Source organism: Streptomyces kaniharaensis (assembly GCF_009569385.1).
GTDB classification, from domain to species: Bacteria; Actinomycetota; Actinomycetes; order Streptomycetales; family Streptomycetaceae; genus Kitasatospora; species Kitasatospora kaniharaensis.
The window spans coordinates 400,030-419,465 of record NZ_WBOF01000001.1; the positions used below are offsets into that span (position 1 = coordinate 400,030).

General features: G+C 70.8%; 15 protein-coding genes. 7 read left to right on the forward strand and 8 right to left on the reverse strand.

Annotation, left to right across the window (positions count from 1 at the left end):
• Window positions 1-156: 156 nt before the first annotated feature.
• Entirely contained in the window at window positions 157-678 is a 522-nt protein-coding gene (locus F7Q99_RS01830) for a hypothetical protein (protein WP_326846150.1), read from the reverse strand.
• A gap of 297 nt (window positions 679-975) precedes the next feature.
• On the opposite strand from F7Q99_RS01830, the gene F7Q99_RS01835 reads away from it, so the two are divergent.
• The 5 genes from F7Q99_RS01835 (at window position 976) to F7Q99_RS01855 (ending at window position 8,161) form a co-directional block, all read left to right on the forward strand.
• Window positions 976-2,805, forward strand: coding sequence for a glycoside hydrolase family 15 protein (locus F7Q99_RS01835; protein ID WP_153459769.1), 1,830 nt, complete (start codon window positions 976-978; stop codon window positions 2,803-2,805).
• A 51-nt stretch (window positions 2,806-2,856) separates the two neighbouring features.
• The gene (locus F7Q99_RS01840) at window positions 2,857-3,255 is read left to right on the forward strand and encodes a DUF7144 family membrane protein (protein ID WP_153459770.1); all 399 of its coding nucleotides are present in this window, start codon (window positions 2,857-2,859) and stop codon (window positions 3,253-3,255) included.
• The gene (locus F7Q99_RS01845; RefSeq protein ID WP_153459771.1) at window positions 3,252-4,625 is read left to right on the forward strand and encodes an MFS transporter; all 1,374 of its coding nucleotides are present in this window, start codon (window positions 3,252-3,254) and stop codon (window positions 4,623-4,625) included. The genes F7Q99_RS01840 and F7Q99_RS01845 overlap by 4 nt, the downstream gene beginning before the upstream one ends.
• Window positions 4,626-4,756: 131 nt before the next feature.
• Window positions 4,757-7,495, forward strand: coding sequence for a LuxR C-terminal-related transcriptional regulator (locus tag F7Q99_RS01850; protein ID WP_153459772.1), 2,739 nt, complete (start codon window positions 4,757-4,759; stop codon window positions 7,493-7,495).
• 270 nt (window positions 7,496-7,765) lie between these two features.
• Window positions 7,766-8,161, forward strand: a complete 396-nt coding sequence (locus F7Q99_RS01855) for an SHOCT domain-containing protein (protein WP_326846152.1) — start codon at window positions 7,766-7,768, stop codon at window positions 8,159-8,161.
• 330 nt (window positions 8,162-8,491) lie between these two features.
• Here F7Q99_RS01855 and F7Q99_RS01860 read toward each other — a convergent pair whose 3' ends face one another.
• From F7Q99_RS01860 to F7Q99_RS01890, 7 genes are all read right to left on the reverse strand, one after another.
• Window positions 8,492-8,896, reverse strand: coding sequence for a hypothetical protein (locus tag F7Q99_RS01860; protein ID WP_153459774.1), 405 nt, complete (start codon window positions 8,894-8,896; stop codon window positions 8,492-8,494).
• A gap of 120 nt (window positions 8,897-9,016) precedes the next feature.
• Window positions 9,017-9,424, reverse strand: coding sequence for a roadblock/LC7 domain-containing protein (locus F7Q99_RS01865; RefSeq protein ID WP_153459775.1), 408 nt, complete (start codon window positions 9,422-9,424; stop codon window positions 9,017-9,019).
• 97 nt (window positions 9,425-9,521) lie between these two features.
• Window positions 9,522-10,454, reverse strand: coding sequence for a hypothetical protein (locus F7Q99_RS01870; RefSeq protein ID WP_153459776.1), 933 nt, complete (start codon window positions 10,452-10,454; stop codon window positions 9,522-9,524).
• Between the two features lie 371 nt (window positions 10,455-10,825).
• A complete protein-coding gene (locus tag F7Q99_RS01875; RefSeq protein WP_153459777.1) occupies window positions 10,826-11,893 on the reverse strand; it encodes a gluconolaconase in 1,068 nt (355 codons plus the stop codon).
• Window positions 11,894-11,924: 31 nt separating this feature from the next.
• Window positions 11,925-13,058 (reverse strand): Vgb family protein, encoded by a 1,134-nt coding sequence (locus tag F7Q99_RS01880; protein ID WP_153459778.1) that lies wholly within the window; start codon window positions 13,056-13,058, stop codon window positions 11,925-11,927.
• Between the two features lie 51 nt (window positions 13,059-13,109).
• Complete coding sequence (locus tag F7Q99_RS01885; protein ID WP_153459779.1) at window positions 13,110-14,177, reverse strand: gluconolaconase; 1,068 nt, start codon at window positions 14,175-14,177, stop codon at window positions 13,110-13,112.
• A 443-nt stretch (window positions 14,178-14,620) separates the two neighbouring features.
• On the reverse strand, window positions 14,621-16,027 hold the full coding sequence (locus tag F7Q99_RS01890) for a short-chain fatty acyl-CoA regulator family protein (protein ID WP_153459780.1): 1,407 nt from the start codon (window positions 16,025-16,027) through the stop codon (window positions 14,621-14,623).
• Window positions 16,028-16,396: 369 nt separating this feature from the next.
• Here F7Q99_RS01890 and aceA point away from each other — a divergent pair, with 369 nt between their 5' ends.
• Entirely contained in the window at window positions 16,397-17,692 is a 1,296-nt protein-coding gene (aceA, locus tag F7Q99_RS01895) for an isocitrate lyase (protein ID WP_153459781.1), read from the forward strand.
• Between the two features lie 108 nt (window positions 17,693-17,800).
• Window positions 17,801-19,411, forward strand: a complete 1,611-nt coding sequence (gene aceB / locus F7Q99_RS01900; RefSeq protein ID WP_153459782.1) for a malate synthase A — start codon at window positions 17,801-17,803, stop codon at window positions 19,409-19,411.
• The last annotated feature ends 25 nt before the right edge of the window (window positions 19,412-19,436 follow it).

Sequence of the window (19,436 nt, forward strand, 5' to 3'; positions counted from 1 at the left end):
CCTCCAGGTGGGGGTGCGGCCGTGCCGCGCTCATCGGTGGCGTGGGCGGACCGGCGGGTCCGCCGGACCGGCATTGCGCCCACGGCGGCAGCGAAAGGCCCGATGTCACCACTCAGTCAGGTCGGCTCGGCGGCGGCACCACCCGAACCGGGTGATTCAGTGCCCGACCACAACCTTGGCCGCCACGATGACCAGGCCCAGAAGCAGGTTGACCGCGCCTTCGACGGCGGCCTGTCCCGATGAGGCGCCCGCCCGGCGGGCGCCCAGCGTCGCCCAGGTCACCTGCTGCGCCACGGCGACACCGAGGGCGAGCCAGGCGTTCTCCCCCGTCCCGAGCGAGGGACTGACCAGCACCGCCAGGGCCGGCAGTGCCGCCGCCTCGACGAGTGGCCACTCCTGCCGGCCGACCCTGCGCACCTCGCTCCAGGTGACCCGACGGCCGACCTCGCGCCGCCCGGCCACGTGCGCGTAGACGTGGGCGATCCAGAAGACGATCCCGGTGATCACCAGCAGCAGGACGAGCGACAGCCGCGGGTGCGGTTCGTGGACGGCGGAGGCCGCGATCACCGAGGCGGCCAGCATCGAACCGTAGACCGCGCCGGCGTAGTCCGTCCGGTTCCCGGCTCCGTCCGGGGCCGGTCCGGGCGGAGCCGGGGTACGGCTGCGGGAGGTTGTCACGGCGCCTCCTCCTGTCACCGCGCCGGGGACGACCGGTGAGCCCGTTGCCGCAATCCTCGCCGGATCCCCAGGGCCCCACCTCACCCCCGGCAGGTGAGGTGGGGCGCGGTGACCGCCCCACAGCCTGCGGTGCCCCGGCCGCACTTCGGTCGAAGGATGCACCGCACGGTGGCCCGCCCGGTGCGCCGGCCACGACCCGCCCACCGCGCGCTCACCCACACCGGGTGATCCGGGGCCGAGCCGCCCTTCGTACGGTGACGGCGAAGGCCGTTTCCTTCGTCCGCCGGGAAGCCTGCCATGAACCCTTACCCCCCGATCGCCGAGCACGGGGTCATCGGCGACCTGCAGACCGCCGCACTCGTGTCCACCGCCGGCGACATCGACTGGTGGTGCACCCCCCGCTTCGACTCCCCCAGTCTCTTCGCCTCCCTGCTGGACCACGCGAAGGGCGGCCGGTGCCGGCTCGCCGTCGACCGGGACGCGGTACCCGACGCCCAGGTGAAACAGCTCTACCTCGCCGGCACGGCCATCGTGGTGACCCGCTTCCTCGCCCCGCAGGGGGTGGCGGAGGTCGTCGACTTCATGCTCCCCGACACCTCGCCGACCCCGAGCGACCGGCACCGGATCATCCGCACGGCCCGCGTGGTGCGCGGACGGGTGCCCTTCCGGCTGGAGTGCCGGCCTCGCTTCGACTACGGCCGCGCCGCCCACCGGCTCACCATGCCGGACGAACGCTGCGCAGTGCTGCAGGCCCCCGATCAGGAACTGTGCGTGCAGGCCAGCGACCTGGTCGTGCTCCACCCCGACGGCTCCGACGTGACCGCGGGGTTCACCCTGGACGCGGGAGAGATGGCCACCGTGCTCCTCACCGCCCAGTCACCGGGCGCCACCCCGTCCGCCCCGCCCGGTGACGCCGACACCATCGCCGACTTCGACGCCTGCCGAAGGTTCTGGTACGAGTGGATCAAGTCCTCCAATTACCAAGGTCGTTGGCGCCAGATGGTCGACCGCTCGGCCATCACGCTCAAGCTGCTCAGCTACCACCCGACCGGCGCGTTGATCGCCGCCGCGACCATGGGACTGCCGGAGCAGGTCGGCGGTGAGCGGAACTGGGACTACCGGTACACCTGGATCCGGGACGCCTCGCTGTCCGTCCACACCCTCATCGGCCTCGGCTTCCGCGACGAGGCGCTGGCGTTCCGCCGGTGGGTGCGGGACCGGGTCGAGGCGGCCGGCGCCGAGGGCGAACGGCTCCAGATCATGTACCGCATCGACGGCGACCCCCACCTGACCGAGGAGACCCTGACCCAGTGGGAGGGCTACCGCGGCTCGTTCCCGGTGCGCGCCGGAAACGCCGCCTCCGACCAGCTCCAGCTCGACATCTACGGCGAAGCCGCCTACGCGTTCGCCGCCGACGAGAGCGACATGGGGGCACTGCGCGGCTGGGAGGCGTTCCGCAGGCTCGTGGACTGGCTGACCGAGCACTGGGACCGCCCGGACGAAGGGATCTGGGAGACGCGCGGCGGACGCCAGGACTTCACCTACAGCCGCCTGATGTGCTGGGTGGCCTTCGACCGCGCCGTCCGCGTCGCCAGGAAGTTCGCACGCCCCGCGGACCTCGAACGCTGGAGCTCGGTGCGCGACGACATCCTGCGCCAGATCGTGCAGCGCGGATGGAGCCCCAAGCGCGAGGCCTTCACCCAGCACTACGCCACCGACGTCCTGGACGCCTCGCTGCTGCTCATGCCCAAGGTCGGCTTCCTCTCCCCCACCGACCCGGCCTGGCTGTCCACCCTGGACGCCATGGACCAGGAACTGGTCCAGGACAGCCTGGTCTACCGCTACGACCCGGCCGCCTCCCCCGACGGGCTGCGCGGCTCCGAAGGCACCTTCAACCTCTGCACCTTCCTCTACGTCGAGGCCCTGGCCCGGGCGGGCCGGGTCGACCACGCCCGCTACGCGTTCGACAAGATGCTCACCTACGCCAACCACGTGGGCCTGTTCGCCGAGGAGATCGGCCCCTCCGGCGAGCAACTGGGCAACTTCCCCCAGGCGTTCACCCATCTCGCCCTCATCGACGCGGCATTCGCCCTGGACGAGGAACTCGACCGCCAGGGGGCTGCCTGACGCACCGCACCCGGAATCCGAAGGCCCGCAGGAGCTCGAAAGGAGACGGCCGTGGTCTCCCCTCCCCACGCGGCGCAGCCGCGCCGCAACCTGCTGCCGTTCGCCGGGATCGTGATGATCCTGTTGGCGTTGTTCAACGGGTGGGACGCCATGGCGGCGCTGATCGACTCCCCCGTCGTCACCGGCACCGACCGCTACGTCTTCGGAGATCTGCACGGCCTGGGCTGGGCCCTGCTCGTCCTGGCCATCGCCCAGGGGCTTGCCGGCATCACGCTGCTCACCGGTGACCTCCCCTCCCGCTGGTTCCCGGCGGTCGTGCTGTGCGCCAACGCCTTCACCCAGTTCGTCTTCCTTCCGAGCTTCCCGGCCTGGTCCCTGACGATCATCGCCATCGACCTCGCCGCGCTCTACGTGGTCCTCAGCGCACCCGAGGAAAGGAACCGGGAATGACCACGGTGGCCGCCCCCACCACGACCGGGCGCCCTGTGCTGATCCCGCTGGCACTCGCCCAGTTCATCTGCAGCTTCGCCGGCTCCAGCATGAACGTGATGATCAACGACATCAGCACCGACCTGGACACCACCGTCCAGGGTGTCCAGGTCGTCATCACCGTCTTCCTGCTGGTGATGGCCGCACTGATGATCCCCGGGGGCAAGCTCACCGACCGCTGGGGCCGCAAGCGGTGCCTGATGGCCGGCCTCGCCACCTACGGCGTCGGCGCCGTGCTCAGTGCGGCCGCCCCCGGACTCGGCGTCCTCATCCTCGGCAACTCCATCCTGGAGGGCGTCGGCACCGCCCTGCTGATCCCCCCGGTCTACATCCTGACCACCCTGCTGTTCACCGGTACCGCCGCCCGGGCCCGCGCCTTCGGCACCATCATGGCCTTCGGCGGCATCGGTGCGGCAGCCGGTCCGCTCATCGGCGGCCTGCTCACCACAGCCATCGACTGGCGTGCCAACTTCGGCTTCCAGGCCCTGATCGTGGCCCTGATCCTCTTCCTCACCCGCAAGCTGGAGGACCCGCTCCCCGCCGACCCCACCCGGCCGTTCGACACCGTCGGCGCCGTCCTGTCGGCGGCCGGCCTGGTCCTGCTGGTCACCGGCATCCTCGCCGCGGACAACAACACCTGGCTGATGATCGCGCTCCTCGTGGCCGGCGCCGCGGTGCTGGCCGGCTTCTTCCGCTGGATCCGCGGCCTGGAACGCGCCGGACGCGAACCGCTGCTGGCCACCCGCCTCTTCCGCAGCCACACCTCGAACCTGGGCCTCGTCACCCAGAACGCCCAGTGGCTCGTCCTGATGGGTGTCTCGTTCACCGTCGGCGCCTACCTCCAGGTCGTCCGCGGCTACAGCGCCATCGCCACCGGAGGGGTCTTCACCTCCGCCACCCTCGGTCTGCTCGCCACCTCGCTCTCCGCCGAGCGCCTGGCCAAGCGCCACGCCCAGCGCACCCTGATCGTCGCGGGCTTCGCCGTCACCACCGTCGGCATCGTCGTGCTGCTCCTCCTGGTGCGCGCCGTCGACAGCGTCTGGGCCTTCACGCCCGGCCTCCTGCTGATCGGCCTGGGCATCGGCCTCATGCTCACCCCCTCGGTCAACATCGTGCAGTCCGCCTTCCCCGACAGCCTCCAGGGCGAGATCTCCGGCCTCTCCCGCAGCATCTCCAACCTCGGCTCCTCGCTCGGCACCGCTGCCGCCGGAACCATCCTGGTCTCCGAACTCACCCGGAACAGCTACGCGGCGGCCATGGGCGCCCTCGCACTCTGCGGCGTCATCGGTCTCTGCGCGGCGCTGTTCCTGCCACGTGACCGGGCGGCGTGACACCGTTCCAGGGGCGTACGGCCCGATGGGCGGGACCACACGCCCCTTGTTCGGGTCGGGCCGGGTCGGACAGGATGGTGACTGTCACTGACCCGCGCCTCCCATGCGCCGCCAACCCTGAGGTGAGCACCATGCCCCTCAGCCCAGCCGTCGATTCCCCAACCCGTCCGACGGGCGGTCCACGACGTGGCTCTACCCCGTCAACCCGGATACCCGGCGGCGACCCGGTGCTCGCGGCCCGCTTCGCCGCACCTCCGATTCCGGAGACCTTCGTCCGAAGGCCCCGCCTGGTCGAGCGCCTGCGCCAAGGGCTCCGGACGTCCCTCCTGTTGGTGAACGGCCCGGCAGGTGCCGGAAAGACCCTGCTCGTCGCCGACTGGCTGGCCACGACGCGACGGCCCGGCTCGGCGGTCTGGCTCACCGTGGAGCGGGAGGACAACGCGCCGGGAGTCTTCTGGGCCTACCTGCTGGAAGCCGCCCGCCACCACGGCATCGCCCTGCCGGAGGACATCGGCACTCCCGCCCGGGCCCACGAGGTCGATCATTCGCTGCTGGCCCGACTGGCCGCTCACCTGAGTCGCCGGGAGGAGCCCGTGGTCCTCGTCCTAGACGAGTTCGAACGCGTGTCCTCCGACGAGGTGGCTTCCGGACTCCACTTCCTGCTCGGCCACGCGGGCCCCGGTCTGCGACTGGTCCTGATCAGCCGGACGGATCCGCTGCTCCCGATCCACCGCTACCGCGCCTGCGGCAGTGTCACCGAGATCCGGGCCGCCGATCTGGCCTTCCGGCCGGAGGAGGCCGCCGTGCTGCTGCGCCGGCACGGCCTCCACCTCTCCGCCGAGAGCAGCCGGGCGCTGACCGAGCGAACGGGCGGCTGGGCCGCCGGCCTGCGGCTGTCGGCCCTGGCCGCCCAGCGCGCTGCGGATCCCGCGGCCTACCTGGAGGAGTTCGAGGCCGGGCAGAGCACGGTCGCGGACTTCCTGCTCGCCGAGGTCCTCGACGCCCAGTCCGTCGAGGCCCAGGACCTCCTGCTGAGGACGAGCGTCCTCGGTCGTATCCATCCCGACCTGGCCGACGCCCTGACCGGCCGGCGGGACGCGGCGCGGATCCTGGCAGACCTCTCCCGCGCCAATGCCTTCGTCGAGCCCCTCGGGCACTCCTGGTACCGCTGCCACCCGCTGTTCGCCGAGATCCTGCGCGTCCACCTGGCAGCACGGCACCCGGGGCTGGAACGGGAACTCAACCGCAGCGCGGCCCGGTGGCTGGCTGACGCGGGCCACCTGACCGACGCGCTGTCACACGCCGCCGCGGCCGGCGACTGGGAGTTCGCCGCGGCGCAGGTCGTCGACCACCTGGCCATCGGACAGCTGTTCACCGGCCGCGACGCAGAACGGCTCGACGACCTGTTCTCGGGCATGACCCCCGACGCCCGGGGCCCGGCCCCGGAGCTGGTCCGGGCGGCACGCGACCTCGCCCGCTACGACGTGGACAGCGGTCTCGAACATCTCCGGCGCGCCGAGACACTCCTCCCGGAGCACGATCCGGAGCACGATGGCGAGGACGGTTCGACGGCCCTGCTCAGCGCGGCCCACCTGCGGGTTCTGGCGGGCCGGCTGCTCGGTTCCGCCGACATGGCGCGGGCCGCCGCCGAGCAGGCCGAGCAGCTGGAGGAGCACGTCCCGCAAGGGCTGTTGAGGGAACACCCCGAACTGCCCGCGCTCCGACTGAACGACCTCGGCTCGGTGCTGCTCTGGGAAGGCAGCCTCGAAGCCTCGGGTGCGGCTCTGTCGGCCGCGGTGAAGAGGGCCGACGGCGCCACCGCCGCCTGTCCGCGCCACGAGGCGCTCGCTCGACTCGCCCTGATCGACCTCCTCCGAGGAAGGCCGGGCCGGGCGGACGCCCATCTGCGGAAGGCGACGGCCGAAGCCGAACGCGCCGGCCTGCCACCGGCCTCCCGCACCGGGGTCGCCCAGCTCGTGCTGGCCGCGCTCGCCGTCGACCGCGACGACCTGCCCACGGCGCACGCGGCGATCGACCGGGCGGCCGAGTCGGATGCGGCCTGCCACGACCCGACCGTCGCCGCGGGACTCGCGATCGTCCGTGCGAGGCTGCTGCTGGCCGGGGGCCGTGCCCGGGCGGCCATCGACACCCTCGACAGGTTGGAGGACGACGGTCCTGCCACTGCCGGACCACCGCCGCCCTGGATGAGGGAGGGGGTGGCCGTGGCCGTCTCGGCCGCGCACCTCGCCGAGGGCGATCCGGCCGCCGCCGTGGAGGCCCTGGAACAAAGCGGCGCCGACGGCCCGGAGTGCGCCGTCGCGGCCGCCCAGGCGCGGCTCGTCGCCGGGAAGAGCCGGAGCGCCCTCCGGATCCTGGACACGATCCCCGTCAACAACGGCCGCGGGCCCGCCGTCACCGTACGAGTCCTGCTGGCCCGGTCCCATGCCGCCTTCACCCTCGGCGACGAGGCCCGCGCGCAACGCCTGCTCGCCCGCGCCCTCACGGTCGCCCGGCCGGAGCAGTTGCGCCGACCGTTCCGGGAGGCCGGTCCGTGGCTGCGCCGACTGCTGCGAGCCCGGCCGGGCCTCGCGAGCTCCCACGACTGGCTCCCTCCCGACCTCCTGTCCGGCCTTCCGGCTGACGGATCCGCGGACGTCGACGTGCCGGACGACCTGGTCGAGCCGCTGAGCGAGCGCGAACTCCAAGTGCTGGAAAGGGCAGCACAGATGCTGTCCACCGACGAGATCGCCGCCGAGTTGTTCCTCTCGGTGAACACGGTCAAGACGCACCTCAAGAACATCAACCGGAAGCTCGCCGTCTCCGGGCGCAGCAGAGCCGTACGACGGGCGCGCGAACTGCACCTGCTCTGACCGCCCGAACAAGGGCGGGTGGCCGTCGCCGTGCACTCTCCGTCCGGCCCGTCAGCCGCAGAACGGCCCTGCGGGGGCTGCCCCGGGGCGGACTCACCCGATCCGGGTGATGCCGGGCGGACCTGGGACGCGTACATGGTGGTGGAGAGCGATACCCAGCTCCCTGCCCGGGGCCCTTCGGCGTCCGGGTGGCCGCTGGGACGCCTCCGCTCAGCAGACCGCGCACCTGCCGCGTTCTCGGGTGAGGCCATCGATGTCAGGAGGCTTGCCGTGGACTATCCGCTGCTCGACATCTTCTTCACGACCATGTGGCTCTTCCTGTGGATCATGTGGTTCTTCCTGCTGTTCCGCGTCTTCGGGGACCTCTTCGGCGACGACACCCTGAGCGGCTGGGGCAAGGCGGGCTGGACCGTGTTCGTGCTCGTCCTCCCGTTCCTCGGCGTGTTCGTCTACCTGATCGCCAGAGGCAAGGGCATGGGCAAGCGCGAATACCAGCAGGCGGCCGAGGCGGAGCAGCAGTTCCGTGCCTACGTCCGGGAAACAGCCGCCGAAGCCAAGGCCCCCTCCGGCCACGTCGACGAGCTGGCGCGTCTCGCCGACCTCAGGAACCGCGGCGACATCACCGACGACGAGTACCAGCGCGCCAAGGCGATCGTGCTCGGCTGAACCTCAGTACGCCGGCACCTGCTTGGTCCGGCGCTGGTAGGACAGCGAGCACACGCCGAGGGACAGGCCGATGGAGAAGAAGTTGAGGAAGCCGATGACGAACACCACCCGGGACATGCCGGCGGTGTTGCCGTGGAGAGACCACCGCTGACGACAGGATGCTGTAGGACCGGCGCACGCCGAACCGCCCCCGGTGGTGGCACCGGGGGCGGTTCACGGGCAGGGACTGGCAGTTGGACGGAATCAGGAGGCAGCCCCGGCGGGCGTGTGGCGTTCCACGCGCCGGGGCTGCCTCTCAGCAGCTGGGAGGAACCGGGTCGCAGGGCGCGGTCACAGCTGGCCGTGGTCCTTGAGCACCCGCCGGGCCTGGGCGAACAGCATGCCCACGTTCACCGTCTTGCGGCAGACGACCACGGCGACGATCTCGTCGGTGCTGTTGATCCGCAGGAAGAGGTGCGCCAGGTTGTCGCTGTTGACGAGGATCTCCTGGAAGTAGTGCCGGTCGCTGACGACCCCGCGCCGTTCCTTGAAGATGCCTTCGATCATCACCACGTTACGGCCCTGGAACAGGTCGAGGGTGGCCGCCGCCAGCATGTCGAGGACCTCCGGCGGGTGCGAGTCGACGGTCTCCACCGACAGCAGCATGCCGGTGGACATGTCGATGACCCCTGCGGCGACGCAGTCCGGCACCTCGACGCGCAAGGACTTCACCAGACTCGCGATTTTTTCGGTCATGCTCTGGGTCCCTCGGACTTCCGACCCGCTCACTTGTGCTCCTTCTCCGTTCGTCCTGGAAATTGCCTGGAAATGGACCGATGCCGACCCCGGCAGTCAGTAACTCGACTACTGACAGGGTCAGTTGGCCTCGCTCTTGGTCCTCGCCGCGGTGAGCAGGACGCTGATCCGCTCCGCGGACTCCTGTGCCTCGACGTGCAGCCGCTGAACGTCCATGCCGACGTCGCCGACCACCCCGATCAGCGCCATCTCGCCGACCGCCCGGGCGACCAGGTAGCCGTCGGTGAACTGCGACACCGTGTGATGGAGCCGACCCTTGCTGGTCATGCTGCCGGCGCGGCCGGCGATGCTGAACGAGGCCGCGGTGAGGGCGGCCAGGCTCTCGGCCCCCGCCGTCTCGTCGGTCTCGTCGGTCTCGGAGGTGATCAGCAGTCCGTCGACGGACGCCACCACGACGTCGGTGACACCGACGACCCGGTCCCGGAGCACCCGCACCTCTGCGGCCAGCTGGTCATGCCTGTCAGTCACAGTTCTCCTGTTGATTCGTTGCCGGGTACCGACGCGAGCCGCGTCGCCCCGGTCCGTTCATCCACCCGGCGCGTGCCGGGCACGTCCGCTTCGGCCGCTACTGCGCGCCGCCGAACCCTTGGTACTTCGCCACGAGTGCCGATGAGGGCTGCCAGGGACTGGCCACGGGCCGCAGGGGAAAGACATCGGTGATCCCGCTCGCGCCCGGCCGACGCCGAGGCAGCCGGGCCGCGCCCTCCGCACGACCAGCCGGCCCGGCCAGCTCCGGGTTCCCGTCGCCGACCGCAGCGGAAGACGACCCATCGGCCTCCTCCAGGGCCGAGGCCACGACGTCGACCAACCCTTCGCGCAGCAGTCGCGAGGCTTCGACCGTGACGGCATAGAGGCCCCGTCCGAGCAGAAAGGCGATGTCCCGCGAACTGCGCCTGCCATTGGCCCTCTGCAGGATCTCCCGCCGTTCACCGATGGCGTCGCCGTCCAGCAGCCGGGCCCCGGCCGCGGTCCGGGTCAGGCGGTCACGGAACGGAGAAAGCGGCTGTCCACCCAGGGCCCTGATCCGTCGCCCGGTTTCATGGATCAGCCATTCCGGCTCGATTCCCTCCGGCGCGGCGAAGCAGGAGGCCGACGATTCGCGGTCGAGCGCGACCCGATCGATCCGGCCCATTCCCATCGCCAGAGCCCCGTCCAACGCCGCCATCACGCAGATCAGCTGCAGTTCCGCGGAGCCGACCAGCTCCCGGGCGACCAGTTCGGCGCCGACCCGCCCCCGGGCGGTCCTCGACTGGACCACCGAGGCCCAGTCGTCCTCGCTGACCCGGCCGGACCGCAGGAGAAGAATCTCGACCCCCGGCGAACCGGGTGAGGTGACCTCGACGATCGCGCCGTCCTCGAGGTGAAATCGGCCACCCGGATCCCCGGCCACCAGGAGGGTTCCGGAGAACCGGCCGTGCGGTACCTCCGTCAGCATCCTGGCGAAATCCAGCCCCGCCCTGCCCGACCGAAAGGCAGCGGGCAGCGGCAGTGCCACCACGGAGCCCACCTCGCTCGCACGGGAATCAGAATTCCAGCGCGCCGGTATACCGATTTCTGACATGTCTCCGCTATCGGCCGTGTTCTCATGGACAGCTGCCGCCGACTCCCCCGAATGTCGACTCAGGAAATCGCACTTTAGTCGCAGCGACAGAACTTTCGACCGGGCATGCGCGAATTGCTCAATTGTCAGCGCCGAGCAGCACTTTCTGCGCGGCTGAGAACATCCCACGTTCAACCTTGTTCGATTGTGTCCGGCCGGGTGTCGGAGGGCCGCCACGCCTGCCCACGGACACCTCGGCTCCGCAAGGATCGCGAGAACGCCCACCGGGGTGCTCTCGCGATCCTGTTCAACCGGAACGCAGCTGTGGATCAGCTCTTGTAGTAGGGCTGCTTCTGGTTCGCGTAGTCGAGCTCCTCGGGCTGGAAGACCCGGTGCTCGCCGACCCGGACGGCGACGACTTCGGCAATCCCCTTCTGCATGAACCGCCGGCCGGGGTCGGCCATGTCGAAGTTGCCGGCGTTGTCGGCGAACTCGCCGAGCTTCCACGCGATCACCCGGGAGTACTGCGGATCACCGGCCTGCGGCGGGGTCTCCTTGACCGCCACCGGCTCCGGGTAGTACAGGGCGACGTAGCCGCCGAACGTGACGGGGAACTCGAACTCGAACTGCCGTACCTGGCGCCGGACCGTGGCCAGCACGTCCACCCGGCTGCTGACTTCCACACTGAGCGACGACACATGGTTCCATTCGGCGGTCAGCGAACCGCCGATGGAGGCGGAGGCCCCGAGCATCAGCTGCCCCGACAGCTCCCCCGTGCCCGTGGCGGTGCCCGTGGCCGTGGTCGTGCCGGTGGACTCGCTCTGGGAGGCCGTGTCAACTCCCTGGTCGTCCTTGCTGTTGAGCACGGTGGTCGTCCGGGACGCCTTCTCCTCCATGCTCTTCTGCAGCTCCTGCTGCAGCGATGCGCTGGCGTTCGCCCCGAAGGTGAGCTGCACGTCTCCTTGGAACGACCAGCTGATGGTGTTCGAGATGGAGAACTCGACCGTGTCCGTGGCGGTCACCGTGACCGGGTCGGTGCCGTTGACGTACGTCCGCTTGGAGATGACGTCGGGTGGAGGCTGCTCGATGTCGGCGATCTCCTCGACGAGCGGCACACCCACGTTCATGTACGCCCGCCATCCGCGGTCGTGAGCCGTCTGCTCCGCCTCGGGGAACCGGCCGTAGCGCACCTTGTTCAGACAGAAGCCGATCGGGGCGATCGGGTCTCCCCCGCCCTTCCGGGCCCGCGTCAACGCCTTCAACTGCCGTGTCAGGATGGCCTCCCACCTGGCGGCGATCCCGAGCTCCTCCTGATTCCGCGTGGTCAGCGGATGACGCATGAACACATCGCCGAGATAGGCTCGGCCCACATCGTTCTTCACACTGCTGTCGGCCATGGCTTCAGGCCCCCTTCCGTGACAGGACGGTCTACGGGACGACCTTGCCGATGCCTCCCAGGGCCTGGGCGACGCGTTGGGAGAGCCGCCACAGCTGGCCTTCCTGGTTGCTGACGTAGATCCGGCCGTTGCCGCCGTCCAGGGCGAGGCCGTACGGGTGGCCGAGGCCACTGGCCACCACGCGCTGCGCTCCGTCGGCCAGGTTGACGAGGTACAGGCGCCCGCCGCCGCTGTCGGCGACGTAGGCGTTGCCGGCACCGTCCAGGGCCACGCGGGTGGCGTTCGCAGCGGGAAGGGTGGTCACCAGGCGCTTGGTGCCGGCAGCCAGGTCGACCTCGTACAGGGCCCCGCCCTCCCGCTGGCCGACGTAGGCCTTGCCGTTGCCGGCGAGCGCCACCGCGGAGGCGCGCCCCAGACCGTCGGTGACCGTGTTCTTCTGTCCGCTCTTCAGGTCGACCGCGATCAGCTGCCCGTCGTTCCAGTTGGCGACGTAGGCCTTGCCCGCCCCGTCCAGCGCGACGCCGTACGCGCCCAGGACACTGGCAACCGTACGGACGGATCCGGTGGTGAGGTCCACCGCGACCACGCGTCCGCCGCCGTAGTCGGCGGCGTAGGCCGTGCCGTTCCCGTCCAGTGTCACGTCGCGGATGTCGCCCAGGCTGCTCGCGACCACGCGCTTGGCACCGGTGGCGAGATCCACGGCGGACAGTTTCTGGCCGGCCAGGTCGCCGACGTACGCCTTGTTCCGGGCCGGGTCCACCGCGAGGCCCTCGGACTGGCCCAGTTCGGTGGTGAGCAGCAGGCTCGCCCTTTCGGTGCTGACGTTCGGCAGGTCCTCGGGGCGGATCTCCACCTTCATCGCCTCGGCTGCCTTCTTCATGGCCGACGAGGCCATGGCGAAGGTGGACGCCGGGTCCTGGGCGGCCCGGAGCTGATCGGCGGAGGCGTCGTGGAACTTCTGGAGGAGGGGGTTGAGGAAACCCATGACGTCGAATGCCCCGTGCGCCGTCTGGCGCACCAGCCACGGGTCCTGCTTGCTCTCCAGGTCGCGCACCGGTCCCGAGACGGTCCCGGCACCGGGGATGTCCCGGTTGAGCGCATCGGCGGCCTTCTTGGCGGAATCGGCCTCGTCTCCGCCGCTGTCGAAGATGTTCTTGAAAGTCATGTGCTTCCCTCCTGGTCTACCGGTGGACGGGTCATCGCCTGGTGGGCGCAGTCAGCTCTTGTAGTAGGGCTGCTTCTGGTTCGCGTAGTCGAGCTCCTCGGGCTGGAAGACCCGGTGCTCGCCGACCCGGACGGCGACGACTTCGGCAATCCCCTTCTGCATGAACCGCCGGCCGGGGTCGGCCATGTCGAAGTTGCCAGCGTTGTCGGCGAACTCGCCGAGCTTCCACGCGATCACCCGGGAGTACTGCGAGTCACCGGCCTGCGGCGGGGTCTCCTTGACCGCCACCGGCTCCGGGTAGTACAGGGCGACGTAGCCGCCGAACGTGACGGGGAACTCGTAGTCGAACTGCCGTACCTGGCGCCGGACCGTCGCCAGCACGTCGACCCGGCTGCTGACTTCCACACTGATCGTGGAGGCGTGCTTCCACTGCGTGGTCACCGAGCCGCTGACCGCAGCCGTGACCCCGAGCATCAGCTGCCCCCACAGCTCTCCGGTGCCCGTGGCGGTGCCGGTGGCCGTGGTCGTGCCGGTCGATTCCGTCAGGGACTCCGAGTCCACGCCCTGCCGGTCCTTGCTGTTGAGCACGGTGGTCTTCTGCGAGTCCTTCATCGCCATGCTCTTCTGCAGTTGCTGCTGCAGCGATGCGGTGGTCTTCGCCCCGAAGGTGAGCTGCACCTGCCCCTGGAGCGACCAGCTGATGGTGTTCGAGATGGAGAACTCGACCGTGTCCGTCGCGGTCACCTTGATGGGGTCGGTGCCGTTGATGTACGTCTGCTTGGAGACGAGGTCCGGGGGCGGCTGTTCGATGTCGCCGATCTCCTCGATGAGCGGCACGCCCACGTTCATGTAGGCCCGCCATCCGCGGTCGTGGGCCGTCTGCTCCGATTCGGGGAACCGGCCGTAGCGCACCTTGTTCAGGCAGAAGCCGATCGGGGCGATCGGGTCTCCCCCGGCCTTGGGGACCCGCATCAACGCCTTCAACTGCCGTGCCAGGATGGCCTCCCACTTGGCGGCGATCCCGAGCTCCTCCTGATTCCGCGTGGTCAGCGGATGACGCATGAACACGTCGCCGAGATAGGCTCGGCCCACATCGTTCTTCACGCTGGTGTTGGCCATGACTTCTTGAGGACTCCTTCCGTCACAGAACCGCATGATGTGTCTGGCGTGCCGGGTGCGGCGGCGACCCGGCTGGAGGGAGTGGCCCACGGCCCGGCGCAGGCCATGCGGCAACGCGCGACCCGGTATCCGTCCCCGGCCGCGAACTGCCCCTGGCTACTTGGCGGTTTCACCGCTCCTGCGACCGGCAGCGGCGATCGTCGGCCGGCCGGCCGTCTAAGCCGCGTGAGCCGCGCCGCCGGAGAGCGCGAAAGCGCCGACCGGCGCGATGGCGGCGAGTGCGGAAGATCTGCGAATGGTCATGGATGCCACTCCGTTCTCCGTGGCCCGGATGGGCCGGCAACGAGAACATCGCATCCGAAGCGATCCGGCCAGCGGTAACGGCAGCCGATCACTCAAACGAGCGCACTTAGATGTTATAAGTTGACAATCCGTCAAACATGCTAACGGTTCTCCGAGTCCACGTGTACGGGATACGGAACGAAGGTGCTGGCGTGCTCGTCGACCGCCAGCGGCCGGCCGATGGCGGGCGCGGAGCGCTGCGGGCAGGCGGGGCGATCGCAGACCTTGCAGCCCAGGCCGATCGGGGTGGCGGCCGCCTCGTCGGCGAGGTCGAGGCCGGCCGAGTACACCAGCCGTCCCGCGTGCCGGATCTCGCAGCCCAGCCCGATGGCGAACGTCTTCCCCGGCCTGCCCCAGCCGCCGGGTGAGCGGGTGACGGCGCGGGCCGTCCACAGGTAGCGCCGGCCGTCGGGCATCGCCGCGACCTGGACGTGCACCCGCCCCGGCGAGGCGAAGGCCTCGTAGACGTTCCACAGCGGGCAGGTGCCTCCGGTGCGGGAGAAGTGGAAGGCGGTGGCGGACTGCCGTTTGGAGACGTTGCCCGCCCGGTCGACGCGGACGAAGGAGAACGGCACCCCGCGCAGGCGTGGCCGCTGGAGGGTGCTGAGCCGGTGGCAGACGGTCTCGTAGCCGACGCCGAAGTGGTCGGCGAGGTGCTCGATGTCGTAGCGGGCCGACTCCGCCTCGGCGTGGAAGGCGGTGTAGGGCAGGACGAGCGCGGCGGCGAAGTAGTTGGCGAGGCCGATCCGGGTGAGCGACCAGGCGGTGGAGCCCTCCGGGATGTCCTGGGCGGCGAGTTCGGACAGCAGCGGGTCGTGCTCCAGATAGGCCAGCTGGGTGGCCATCCGGAAGGCCTGCTGGCCCGGGCGCAGCCGGTCCGACAGGCGCAGCGTCCGGGCGCGTGGGTCGTACTGGTGGAGTTGCTCGCTGCCGGTGGCGATCCGGACGCCGTGCCCGGTGGTCAGCCGTTCAGCCAGCGCCGTTCTGACCTCGCCTCGCCTCAGGCGGATGTTCGCCGCCAACTCCTCGGCTGCGGTGTCGAGTTCGTGAAGGTAGTTCTGACGGCGGTAGAAGAACTCGCGGACCTGCTCGTGCGGGGTGAGCGTGTCGGCCGCGGGGCCGCGTTCCCCGGCGAGGACTGCGAGTTGTTCGACCGCGGCGCTGCGGCCGCGTCCCAGGTCCATCAACAGCCGCGCCACGGCGGGCAGTCGTACGGCGACCTCGTCCAGGTCGCCGGGGGTGACCCGGCCGGCGGCGAGCTCCTCGCCGAGGACGTCGCGCAGTTCGGCGGTGAGCCGGGCGCTGTCCGGCGGGGCGAAGTAGCCGACGTCGACGCCGAAGGCCTCGGTGAGCCGGAGCAGGACCGGGACGGTGAGCGGGCGGGCGTCGTGCTCCAGCTGGTTGAGGTAGCTGGGTGACAGGTCGATCAGCCGGGCCATGGCGGCCTGGCTCAGTCCGCGCTCCTCCCGCAGCCGGCGGAGCCGGGCGCCGGCGAAGGCCTTTCCCATGGTGTCGCCCTTCCTGCTGTACGGACGTCCTGCCGCGCGAACCGCGCGGATCGGCCGAACTCGCCCGGGCAGCCTAGCCGGAGAGGCTCGGACGAGGCCTTCGCAACCTTCGCGGATTCGCCGAGGATGCTTCGCAGAAGTTGGCACCGGTCCAGTGGTGACGGTCGCCGTGCGAGGTGCCAGAGTCGGTGGTGCGGCCGGGCGGAGCGCAGACCAGCAGCAGAGGGCCAGATCAGTGCCCCTGGGACAGCTGCTCGGGCGACCTCGTCCCGCGGTGTTCCACCGCCGCCCGATGCCGCCCGGCCGCCCCACTCACCCGAGCGGTGAGGTGTACCACACCCTTCGCAACGAGCTTCCCGGGAGCAGACCATGACGACGTCGGTTCGGCAGCAGCAGGAGCAGCGCGCGGCGGAGCTCGCCGCCCGGTGGGCCTGCGACCCGCGGTGGGCCGGTGTGGAGCGCAGCTACACGGCGGCCGACGTCGTACGGCTGTCCGGCACGGTGCGCGAGGAGCACACGCTGGCCCGGCGCGGCGCCGAACGGCTCTGGCGGCAGCTGCACGAGCAGGACTACATCCACGCGCTCGGCGCGCTGACCGGCGGTCAGGCCGTGCAGATGGTGAAGGCCGGACTGCAGGCGATCTACCTGTCCGGCTGGCAGGTCGCCGCCGACGCCAACCAGGCCGGGCAGACCTACCCCGACCAGAGCCTCTACCCGGCCAACTCCGTTCCCCAGGTGGTGCGGAGGATCAACAACGCACTGCTGCGCGCGGACGAGATCGACGCCGCCGAGGGCACGAACGGCGGCCCGGACTGGCTGGTGCCGATCGTGGCCGACGCCGAGGCGGGCTTCGGCGGCCCGCTGAACGCCTTCGAGCTCACCCGGGGCATGATCGCGGCCGGCGCGGCGGGCATCCACTACGAGGACCAGCTCGCCTCCGAGAAGAAGTGCGGCCACCTCGGCGGCAAGGTGCTCGTCCCCACCGCCCAGCACATCCGCACCCTCAACTCGGCCCGCCTCGCGGCCGACATCGCCGGCGTGCCGACGGTGATCGTCGCCCGCACCGACGCGCTCGCCGCCAACCTGCTCACCAGCGACGTCGACGAGCGCGACGCCCGGTTCTGCACCGGGGAGCGCTCAGCCGAGGGCTTCTACCGGGTGGAGCCCGGCATGGCGCCGGTCATCTCCCGCGGCCTCGCCTTCGCCCCGTACGCCGACCTGCTGTGGGTGGAGACCGGCACCCCGGACCTCGCCCAGGCCCGCGAGTTCGCCGAGGCCGTCAAGGCGCGCTACCCGGACAAGCTGCTGGCCTACAACTGCTCGCCGTCGTTCAACTGGAAGGCCGCCCTGGACGACGACCAGATCGCCAAGTTCCAGCGGGAGTTGGGCGCGATGGGCTACCGCTTCCAGTTCATCACGCTGGCCGGCTTCCACGCGCTCAACCACTCGATGTTCCAGCTCGCCCGCGGCTACGCCGAGCACGGCATGACGGCCTACGTCGACCTCCAGCAGGCCGAGTTCGCGGCCGTACGGGACGGCTACACCGCGGTGAAGCACCAGCGCGAGGTCGGCACGGGCTACTTCGACCTGGTCTCCACCGCGCTCAACCCGAACGCCGAGACCCTCGCGCTCAGCGGCTCCACCGAGGCCGAGCAGTTCCACTGAGCCCGCCTCCGGCGGCCTCTTTGGGGAGAGGCCACCGCCCACCCCCGCCCGGGGCCTCGTTGAGGGACGAGGCCCCGGGCCCAGCCTTCCCCCTTCCTGGAGAACCGGATGAGCCTGCCCAGCCGCACCGAGGTCCTCGGAGAACACGAGGACCGCTTCGAGGAGATCCTCACCCCTGACGCACTGCGCTTCCTGGCCCGCCTGCACGAGGCCTTCGCCGACCGCCGCGCCGGCCTCCTCGCGGCGCGCGTCCGCCGCACCGCCGCGCTCACGGCCGGCGGCACGCTGGACTTCCTCCCCGAGACCCGCGCCGTCCGGGACGACCTCAGCTGGCGGGTCGCCGGCGCCGGACCGGGCCTCGCCGACCGGCGGGTGGAGATCACCGGCCCGCCGGAGCGCCGGATGACCGTCAACGCGCTCAACTCCGGCGCGAAGGCGTGGCTGGCGGACTTCGAGGACGCCACCGCCCCCACCTGGCACAACCTCGTCTCCGGCCAGCTCAACCTGCTCGACGCGATCGAGCGCCGGATCGACGACACCACACCGGACGGCAAGCGGTACCGGATCGGCGACCGGCCCGCCACCATCGTGGTCCGCCCCCGTGGCTGGCACCTGGACGAACACCACCTGCTGATCGACGGCCGCCCGGCCATCGGCGCGCTCGTCGACTTCGGCCTCTACCTCTTCCACTGCGGGAAGCGGCAGATCGAACGCGGCAGCGGCCCATACTTCTACCTGCCGAAGCTGGAGAATCACCTCGAAGCCCGCCTCTGGAACGACGTCTTCACCTTCGCCCAGGCCGAGTTGGGCATCCCGCACGGCACCGTCCGCGCCACCGTCCTGATCGAGACCATCACCGCCGCCTTCGAGATGGACGAGATCCTCCACGAACTGCGCGACCACGCCGCAGGCCTCAACGCCGGGCGCTGGGACTACCTGTTCAGCCTCATCAAGAACTTCGCCCGGCACGGCCCGCGGTTCGTCCTCCCCGACCGCGCGACCATCACCATGACCCAGCCCTTCATGCGCGCGTACACCGACCTGCTGGTGCGCACCTGCCACCGGCGCGGCGCCCACGCCATCGGCGGCATGGCCGCCGCCATCCCCCAGCGCGACCAAGACGCCCACGCGGTGGCCCTCACCAAGGTCCGCGCCGACAAGGAGCGCGAGGCCGGCGACGGCTTCGACGGCTCCTGGGTCGCCCACCCCGGCCTCGTCGACACCTGCCGCACCGCCTTCGACGCCGTCCTCGGTGACCGCCCGAACCAGCTGGAGCGCACCCGGGAGGACGTCGAGGTCACCGCCGCCGACCTGCTGGCCGTCCACCGGCTCTCCGTCGGTCTGCCCACCGAACAGGGCCTGCGCTCCAACGTCGCCGTCGCGCTGCGCTACCTCACCGCATGGCTCGGCGGCACGGGCGCGGTCGCCGTCCTCGGACTGATGGAGGACGTCGCCACCGCCGAGATCGCCCGCTGCCAGATCTGGCAGTGGCAGCACCACTGCACCCGGCTCAGCGGCGGCTCGCTCGTCACCCCGGACATGGTGCGGCGGCTGATCGACCGGGAGCGGGCCACGCTGCTCCTCGAAGGAGCCGACCCGGCGTCGGTGGACGACGCGGTGCGGGTCCTGGAGGACACTGCCCTCGGCCCGGAGCTGCCCGCCTTCCTCACCACCGACGCGTACGCCCGCCACCTCGTCCGCGTCCGCACCGCGGCCTGAGCCGCCCGATCACGGAAGGCACTGC

Bases quoted from the DNA above. Each gene is read 5' to 3' on its own strand.
- F7Q99_RS01885 (WP_153459779.1), bottom strand. From the start codon at position 14,177: ATGGCCAACACCAGCGTGAAGAACGATGTGGGCCGAGCCTATCTCGGC.
- aceB (WP_153459782.1), top strand. From the start codon at position 17,801: ATGAGCCTGCCCAGCCGCACCGAGGTCCTCGGAGAACACGAGGACCGC.
- F7Q99_RS01850 (WP_153459772.1), top strand. From the start codon at position 4,757: ATGCCCCTCAGCCCAGCCGTCGATTCCCCAACCCGTCCGACGGGCGGT.
- F7Q99_RS01860 (WP_153459774.1), bottom strand. From the start codon at position 8,896: ATGACCGAAAAAATCGCGAGTCTGGTGAAGTCCTTGCGCGTCGAGGTG.
- F7Q99_RS01880 (WP_153459778.1), bottom strand. From the start codon at position 13,058: ATGACTTTCAAGAACATCTTCGACAGCGGCGGAGACGAGGCCGATTCC.
- aceA (WP_153459781.1), top strand. From the start codon at position 16,397: ATGACGACGTCGGTTCGGCAGCAGCAGGAGCAGCGCGCGGCGGAGCTC.
- F7Q99_RS01890 (WP_153459780.1), bottom strand. From the start codon at position 16,027: ATGGGAAAGGCCTTCGCCGGCGCCCGGCTCCGCCGGCTGCGGGAGGAG.
- F7Q99_RS01835 (WP_153459769.1), top strand. From the start codon at position 976: ATGAACCCTTACCCCCCGATCGCCGAGCACGGGGTCATCGGCGACCTG.
- F7Q99_RS01875 (WP_153459777.1), bottom strand. From the start codon at position 11,893: ATGGCCGACAGCAGTGTGAAGAACGATGTGGGCCGAGCCTATCTCGGC.
- F7Q99_RS01845 (WP_153459771.1), top strand. From the start codon at position 3,252: ATGACCACGGTGGCCGCCCCCACCACGACCGGGCGCCCTGTGCTGATC.